This window comes from Mitsuaria sp. TWR114, from assembly GCF_007997345.1.
Genome location: NZ_VOSR01000858.1, coordinates 1 through 7,224, shown reverse-complemented (window position 1 = coordinate 7,224; position 7,224 = coordinate 1). Strand labels below are relative to the sequence as shown.

Sequence of the window (7,224 nt, the reverse complement as noted above, 5' to 3'; positions counted from 1 at the left end):
GCGGGCCTCGCGCACCCGGGCAGCGGCGCGATCGCCCGCGCCGCAGCGACCGCCGCGGCCGCCGCGCCGCGCGACAGCGGTCCGTCCAGCCTGATGGATCTGGACCTCGACCTGGACCTGGCGTCGCCGCCTGCACCGGCACCGGCCATGGCCGCCACGCAGGCGCTGCCGTCGTCCGCCAGCCAGGCGCCGATGAACATGGATCTGGACCTGAGCACGCCGCCGGCGGCGCCGGCTCCGTCCAATGCCCGCGAGCTGGAGTTCGACCTCGGCGACCTGGATGACCTGGGCGGCGCGCCGGCCCCGGCGCCCGCGCAGGACCCGTCGTCGCTGGACTTCGACCTGTCGAGCATCGACCTGGACCTGCCGTCCGACGCGCCGGCGAGCCCTGGCAAGGCGGGCCAGTCGTTCGAGACCCAGGACATCGCCTCGATCGACCTGCCGGCCCTGGACGCGCTGCCGGACACCCGGTCGACGCCGGACACGATGAGCCTGGACGACCTGGGCGTCGACCTGGACAGCATCGACCCGAACGACGACGAGGCGCTGCAGCGTCAGCTGGAGCTGGCCGAGGAATTCCGCCAGATCGGCGACACCGAAGGCGCGCGCGACGTGCTGCAGGAGCTGGTCGGCAAGGCCTCCGGTCCGGTGCGCGATCGCGCTCAGCAGATGCTGGACCAGCTTCGCTAAACTGCGGCCGGTTCACGACAAGGCGCTCGGCCTGGCCGGGCGCCTTTTCTTTTTGGCGGCTTCCTTTCGAGTTCGGAGACCTGCATGCGCGTGGCGCTGGGCGTGAGTTATCGCGGCGAAGCCTACAAGGGCTGGCAGAGCCAGCCCGGTGGCGGCACGGTGCAGGACGCGCTGGAAGCGGCGCTGGCGCAGTTCGTCGCGCAACCGATCCGCACCATCTGCGCCGGCCGCACCGACACCGGCGTCCATGGGCTCAACCAGGTGGTCCACTTCGACTCGCCGGTGGCGCGCGAAGCCTTCTCCTGGGTGCGCGGCGTCAACCGCTACCTGCCGCGCGACATCGCGATCCAGTGGGCCGCCTTTCCCGGCGAGGACTTCCATGCGCGCAACTGGGCGCGCGGCCGCCGCTACTGGTTCCTGCTGCTGGAGTCCAACGTGCGCCCGTCCATCCAGGCCGGCGGGGTGGGGTGGACCTTCCGCCCGCTGGATGGCGAGGCGATGCGCGACGCGGCCTCGCGCCTGGTCGGCGAGCATGACTTCAGCTCCTTCCGCTCGTCGGAGTGCCAGGCCGCCTCGCCGGTGAAGATCCTGCACGGCATCCGCATCGAGAAGCGCGGCGCCTACTGGCGCTTCGAGTTCGACGGCATCGCCTTCCTGCATAACATGATCCGCAACATCATGGGCTGCCTGGTCGCGGTCGGTGCCGGACAGAAGCCGCCCGCGTGGATGGACGAAGTGCTGGCGGCGCGCTCGCGCGACGCGGCGGCGCCGACCTTCCCGCCGGACGGGCTGTACTTCGTCGGCCCGACCTACGACGACCACCTGAACCTGCCGCGGCACACCGCCGCGATGGACTGGTTGCCGTGAGCGGAGTCCTCGCCGTCCGAGAACCTGCCTAGACTGGCGTCCCATGAGCCGAACCCGAATCAAGATCTGCGGCCTGACCCGCGAAGCCGATGTCGATGCCGCCGTCGAGGCCGGCGCCGACGCGATCGGTCTGGTGTTCTACGAGAAGAGCCCGCGCGCCGTGAGCGTCGCGCGCGCCGCCGAGCTGGCGCGGCGCCTGCCGCCGTTCGTGACGCCGGTGGGCCTGTTCGTCAACGCCGCGCCGGCGGCGATCGAGGCGGCGCTGGCCGCGATCCCGACGCTGACGCTGCAGTTCCACGGCGACGAGTCGCCCGAGGACTGCGACCGCTGGTCGCGCCCCTATCTGCGCGCGGCGCGCATGGCGCCGGGCTTCGATTTGCTAGACTTCGCGACTCGTTTCTCCCGCGCCCAGGCCGTGCTGGTCGACGCCTTCGTCGACGGCTACGGTGGAGGCGGAAAGGTCTTCGATTGGTCACTGCTGCCTCCAAGCGTTCCCTCTCCGGTCGTTTTGTCTGGTGGGTTGAGTGCAGCCAACGTGATCGATGGCGTGCGGCAGGTCCGGCCCTGGGCCGTTGACGTCAGCTCCGGCGTGGAGGCCGCCAAGGGCCTCAAGGACGCCGTGAAGATCCGCCAGTTCTGCGATGCCGTGCGCGAGGCCGACCGCCTGAAGTCGGCCTGATTCCGCTTCGAAGCGCGCGGGCATCCTCATAGAGGACCCCTCATGTCCAAGACCATCCCCGATTCGATCCCGTTCGTCACGGGACCGCTGGCCGGCTATGCGCAGCCTGACGCGCAAGGCCGCTTCGGCCCCGTGCCGACCGCCAACGCCCATGGCTACTACGGTGGCCGCTTCGTCGCCGAGACGCTGATCCATGCGCTCGACGAGCTGAATGAGGCCTACGCCCGCTACAGCCAGGATCCGGAGTTCATCCGCGAGTTCCAGTACGAGCTGGCCCATTTCGTCGGCCGTCCGAGCCCGATCTATCACGCCCGGCGCCTGAGCAGCGAGCTGGGCGGCGCGCAGATCTTCCTCAAGCGGGAGGACCTGAACCACACCGGCGCGCACAAGGTCAACAACACCATCGGCCAGGCGCTGCTGGCGCGCCGCATGGGCAAGAAGCGCGTCATCGCCGAGACCGGCGCCGGCCAGCACGGCGTGGCCACCGCCACGATCTGCGCCCGCTATGGCATGGAGTGCGTCGTCTACATGGGCTCGGAGGACGTGAAGCGCCAGTCGCCCAACGTCTACCGGATGAACCTGCTTGGAGCGAAGGTCGTCCCGGTGGAGTCCGGCTCCAAGACGCTCAAGGACGCGCTCAACGAGGCGATGCGTGACTGGGTCACCAACATCGAGTCGACCTTCTACATCATCGGCACCGTGGCCGGCCCGCATCCGTATCCGATGATGGTCCGGGACTTCCAGCGCATCATCGGCGACGAATGCCTGGTCCAGATGCCGCAGATGATCGGCAAGCAACCCGATGCGGTCATCGCCTGCGTCGGCGGCGGCAGCAACGCGATCGGCATCTTCTATCCCTACATCCCGCATCAGGACGTGCGACTGATCGGCGTCGAGGCAGCGGGGCAGGGCGTCGACACGCCCAAGCACGCGGCCACGCTGAGCGCCGGTTCGCCGGGCGTGCTGCACGGCAACCGCACCTACCTGCTGCAGGACGAGGCCGGCCAGATCATCGAGACCCACTCGATCTCCGCCGGCCTGGACTATCCGGGCGTCGGGCCCGAGCACGCCTACCTGAAGGACATCGGCCGCGCCGAGTACGTCGGCGCCACCGATGCCGAGGCGCTCGCCGCCTTCCATCGGCTGTGCCGCACCGAGGGCATCATCCCGGCGCTGGAATCGAGCCACGCGCTCGCGCATGCGATCAAGCTCGCGCCGACGATGCGCCCCGACCAGCACCTGCTGGTGAACCTGTCCGGCCGCGGCGACAAGGACATCGGCACCGTCGCCGACCTGTCGGGCGCCGAGTATTTCGACCGGCCCTCGATGGCCGGCCACGCCGTGAAGGGAGGTGCCCAATGAGCCGCATCCAGGCCACGTTCGAGCGGCTGGCCGCCGCGGGCCGCAAGGCGCTGATTCCCTACGTCACCGCCGGCGATCCGTATGCCGACGTGACGGTCGAGCTGATGCTGGCGATGGCCCAGGCCGGCGCCGACGTCATCGAGCTGGGGGTGCCGTTCTCCGATCCGATGGCCGACGGCCCGGTGATCCAGAAGGCCAGCGAACGCGCGCTGGCCAAGGGCATCACGCTGGCACGCGTGCTGGAGATGGTGCGCGAGTTCCGTCGCCAGGACGACGCGACGCCGGTCGTGCTGATGGGCTACGCCAATCCGGTGGAGCGCTTCGGCCTGGAGCGCTTCGTCACCGAGGCCAAGGCGGCCGGCGTCGATGGCGTGCTGGTGGTCGACTATCCGCCCGAGGAGTGCGAGGCCTTCGCCACCGCGCTCAAGGCCAAGGGACTGGATCCGATCTTCCTGCTGGCGCCGACTTCCACCGACGAGCGCGTCGAGCGTCTGGGCCGGCTGGCCAGCGGCTACGTCTACTACGTCTCGCTCAAGGGGGTGACCGGCGCCGGCCACCTGGACACCGGCGCCGTCGCCGACGCGATGCCGCGCCTGCGCCGGCATGTGAAGGTGCCGCTGGGCGTGGGTTTCGGCATCCGTGACGGGGCGACGGCCGCCGCCGTGGCCCGGCATGCGGACGCGGTGGTGATCGGTTCGGCCCTGGTTCAGCTGATCGAGCTGCAATCCAGGGATAATGTCGCGATCCAGGCTGCGGCCTTCATCCGAGACATCCGCGCCGCGCTGGACGCCTGAGCGGGGCAATCTGCCCCGCTTTCGCGTTTCGCGACAGACATAGGAGCCCGCCATGAGTTGGCTTGAGAAACTTCTTCCGCCCAAGATCCAGCAGACCGACCCCGACCAGCGCCGCACGGTGCCGGAAGGCTTGTGGATCAAGTGCCCGTCCTGCGAGACGGTGCTCTACAAGACCGACCTCGAGCAGAACGTCAACGTCTGCCCGAAGTGCGGCCACCACCACCGCATCGGCGCCCGCGCCCGCCTGGACGCGTTCCTGGACGGGGAAGGGCGCTACGAGGTCGGCCAGGAGGTGCTGCCGGTCGACGCGCTGAAGTTCAAGGACAGCAAGAAGTATCCCGACCGCCTCAAGGAAGCGTTGGAGAACACCGGCGAGACCGACGCGCTGGTCGTCATGGGCGGCGCGGTGATGAGCATCCCGGTCGTCACCGCCTGCTTCGAGTTCGACTTCATGGGCGGCTCGATGGGCTCCGTGGTCGGCGAACGCTTCGCGCGCGGCGTCGAGACCGCGCTGGAGCAGAAGACCCCCTTCATCTGCTTCACCGCCACCGGCGGCGCGCGGATGCAGGAAGGCCTGCTCTCGCTGATGCAGATGGCCAAGACCAACGCGGCGCTGACGCGCCTGGCCAAGGCCAAGCTCCCCTACATCAGCGTGCTGACCGACCCGACGATGGGCGGCGTCTCGGCGAGCTTCGCGTTCGTCGGCGACATCGTCATCGCCGAGCCCAAGGCGCTGATCGGCTTCGCGGGCCCGCGCGTGATCGAGAACACCGTGCGCGAGAAGCTGCCCGCCGGCTTCCAGCGCGCTGAGTTCCTGATGGAGAAGGGCGCGATCGACATGATCGTGGACCGCCGCAAGCTGCGCGAGGTCGTGGCCCGCAACCTGGCCATCCTGCAGCGCCAGAGCGCCGACGCGGTCGCCTGACGGCGCGCCGCCGAACCGCCCGCGGCGGTTCCGGTCCTCAGCACGGCCAGACCCCTCCCGGTCTGGCCGTCTTCATTTGAGCCTTGGACATTCCGATGACTTCTTCCCCGAACGACCTGTCGATCCCGCAACTGGCCCCGGGCGGCGACGCCCAGCCGGTGCTGGAGGCGTGGCTGTCGCGCTGCGAGCGGCTGCATCCCAAGGAGATCGACATGACGCTGGCCCGGGTCGCCGAGGTGCGCGACCGGTTGGGCCTGCGCTTCGGCGCGGACACGCCCGTCGTCATGGTCGCCGGCACCAACGGCAAGGGCTCGACCTGCGCGATGCTGGAGAGCATCGCGCTGCAGGCCGGCTACCGCGTCGGCCTCTACATCAAGCCGCACCTGGTGCACTTCCAGGAGCGCTGCCGCGTCGGCGGGGCGCCGGTGGATGCCGCGTCGCTGCTGCCGCATTTCGAGGCCGTCGAGCGCGCGCGCGGCGAGCTGACCCTGACCTATTTCGAGTTCACGACGCTCGCGATCCTGCATCGCCTGGCCGCGGAGCCGCTGGACCTGGTGATCCTGGAGGTCGGCCTGGGCGGGCGGCTGGACGCGGTCAACGCGATCGATGCCGACTGCAGCGTCATCACCAGCATCGACCTGGACCACACCGAATACCTGGGCCCGGACCGCGAATCGGTCGGCCGCGAGAAGGCGCACATCATGCGCCCGGGCAAGCCGGTGATCGTCTCCGACCCGATGCCGCCCGCCTCGATCGCCGCGCATGCGGCCTCGATCGGGGCCGACCTGCGCCAGCTGGGCCACGATTTCACCTATTCGGGCGACCGGCAGCAGTGGCAGTGGGCGGGGCGCTCGCGCCGCTACAGCGGCATGTCGTATCCGGCGCTGCGTGGCGTGAACCAGCTGCTGAATGCCTCCGGCGTGCTGGCCGTGTTCGAGGCGCTGTACGAGCGGCTGCCGATCTCCGCCCAGGCGGTACGCGCCGGCCTGGCGCTGGTGGAGCTGCCGGGGCGCTTCCAGGTGATCCCGGGCTCGCCGATGCTGGTGCTGGACGTGGCGCACAACCCGCACGCGGTGGCGGCGCTGGCGCAGAACCTGGACCAGATGGGCTTCTACCCGCGCACCCGCGCGGTGTTCGGCGCGATGGCCGACAAGGACCTGGCCAACATCCTGGCGCGGATCTCGCCGCTGATCGATCACTGGCACTTCTGCGACCTGCCGATCGCCCGTGCGGCGACCGCCCAGGCGCTCCAGCAGCGCTTCGACGAGGCCCGCGCCGCCAGCGCGCTGCAGACGCCGAAGGAAGTGGGCAGTTCTCTGCATCCGGACCCTGCGTCGGCCCTGGCCGCTGCGGCGGCCGAGGCGGACCCCGCTGATAGAATTTTGGTCTTTGGTTCGTTCTTCACCGTGGGCGGCATCCTCAAGCACGGCATCCCGAGATTGGGCGGCGGCGTCCAGCCGGAAGCCGCGCCCTGAGGGACCGCCCATGCCGCGCCAACCGCGCGTTGAACGCATCGCAACGCTGCATTCGAATCTGTCGCGATTGAAGTCGGCGGCCCTGTCCGCAGATGCGCCAGGACCGCTTTCCGCTCCGGGGCGGCGCGGCACCAACCAGGTCTTCCGAGTACATGGGATTTCTTTCCTTCCTGAAGCGCGGCGAAGCGAATGAGGCCGGCGATCGCGATGCCGAGCGGGGGCGCTCCGGCGACGGCGGCCGTGGCCGTGCCCGCGGTGGCGCCGAGGCGGTGGACGACGTCCAGCAACTGCGCCTGCGGGCCCGGCGACGCCTGATCGGCGCGGCGGTGCTGGTGGGGGTGGCGGTGATCGTGTTCCCGCTGCTGTTCGAGACCCAGCCCCGTCCCATCCCGGTGGACCTGCCGATCGACATTCCGCGCAAGGACGGCGCCG

At 69.9% G+C, this 7,224-nt stretch carries 7 protein-coding genes and 1 pseudogene; all 8 read left to right on the top strand.

Annotated features, from left to right (window positions below; all coding sequences use genetic code 11):
- A partial coding sequence (locus FUT87_RS24990; RefSeq protein WP_310735326.1) for a FimV/HubP family polar landmark protein occupies nucleotides 1-690 on the top strand: 690 nt, incomplete at its 5' end.
- 84 nt (nucleotides 691-774) lie between these two features.
- A complete protein-coding gene (gene truA / locus FUT87_RS24985) occupies nucleotides 775-1,557 on the top strand; it encodes a tRNA pseudouridine(38-40) synthase TruA (protein WP_147242747.1) in 783 nt (260 codons plus the stop codon).
- 43 nt (nucleotides 1,558-1,600) lie between these two features.
- Entirely contained in the window at nucleotides 1,601-2,236 is a 636-nt protein-coding gene (locus FUT87_RS24980; RefSeq protein ID WP_147242746.1) for a phosphoribosylanthranilate isomerase, read from the top strand.
- Between the two features lie 87 nt (nucleotides 2,237-2,323).
- Nucleotides 2,324-3,598, top strand: coding sequence for a tryptophan synthase subunit beta (gene trpB, locus FUT87_RS24975; protein WP_404935340.1), 1,275 nt, complete (start codon nucleotides 2,324-2,326; stop codon nucleotides 3,596-3,598).
- Nucleotides 3,595-4,392 (top strand): tryptophan synthase subunit alpha, encoded by a 798-nt coding sequence (gene trpA, locus FUT87_RS24970; protein ID WP_147242745.1) that lies wholly within the window; start codon nucleotides 3,595-3,597, stop codon nucleotides 4,390-4,392. The genes trpB and trpA overlap by 4 nt, the downstream gene beginning before the upstream one ends.
- A 52-nt stretch (nucleotides 4,393-4,444) precedes the next feature.
- Nucleotides 4,445-5,317 carry an acetyl-CoA carboxylase, carboxyltransferase subunit beta gene (gene accD / locus FUT87_RS24965; protein WP_147240242.1) on the top strand — a complete coding sequence of 291 codons (873 nt, stop codon included), beginning with the start codon at nucleotides 4,445-4,447 and terminating at the stop codon, nucleotides 5,315-5,317.
- A 95-nt stretch (nucleotides 5,318-5,412) separates the two neighbouring features.
- Nucleotides 5,413-6,792, top strand: a complete 1,380-nt coding sequence (gene folC / locus FUT87_RS24960; RefSeq protein ID WP_147240243.1) for a bifunctional tetrahydrofolate synthase/dihydrofolate synthase — start codon at nucleotides 5,413-5,415, stop codon at nucleotides 6,790-6,792.
- Nucleotides 6,793-6,944: 152 nt separating this feature from the next.
- Nucleotides 6,945-7,224, top strand: a pseudogene (locus tag FUT87_RS24955) (hypothetical protein); the annotation flags it as partial.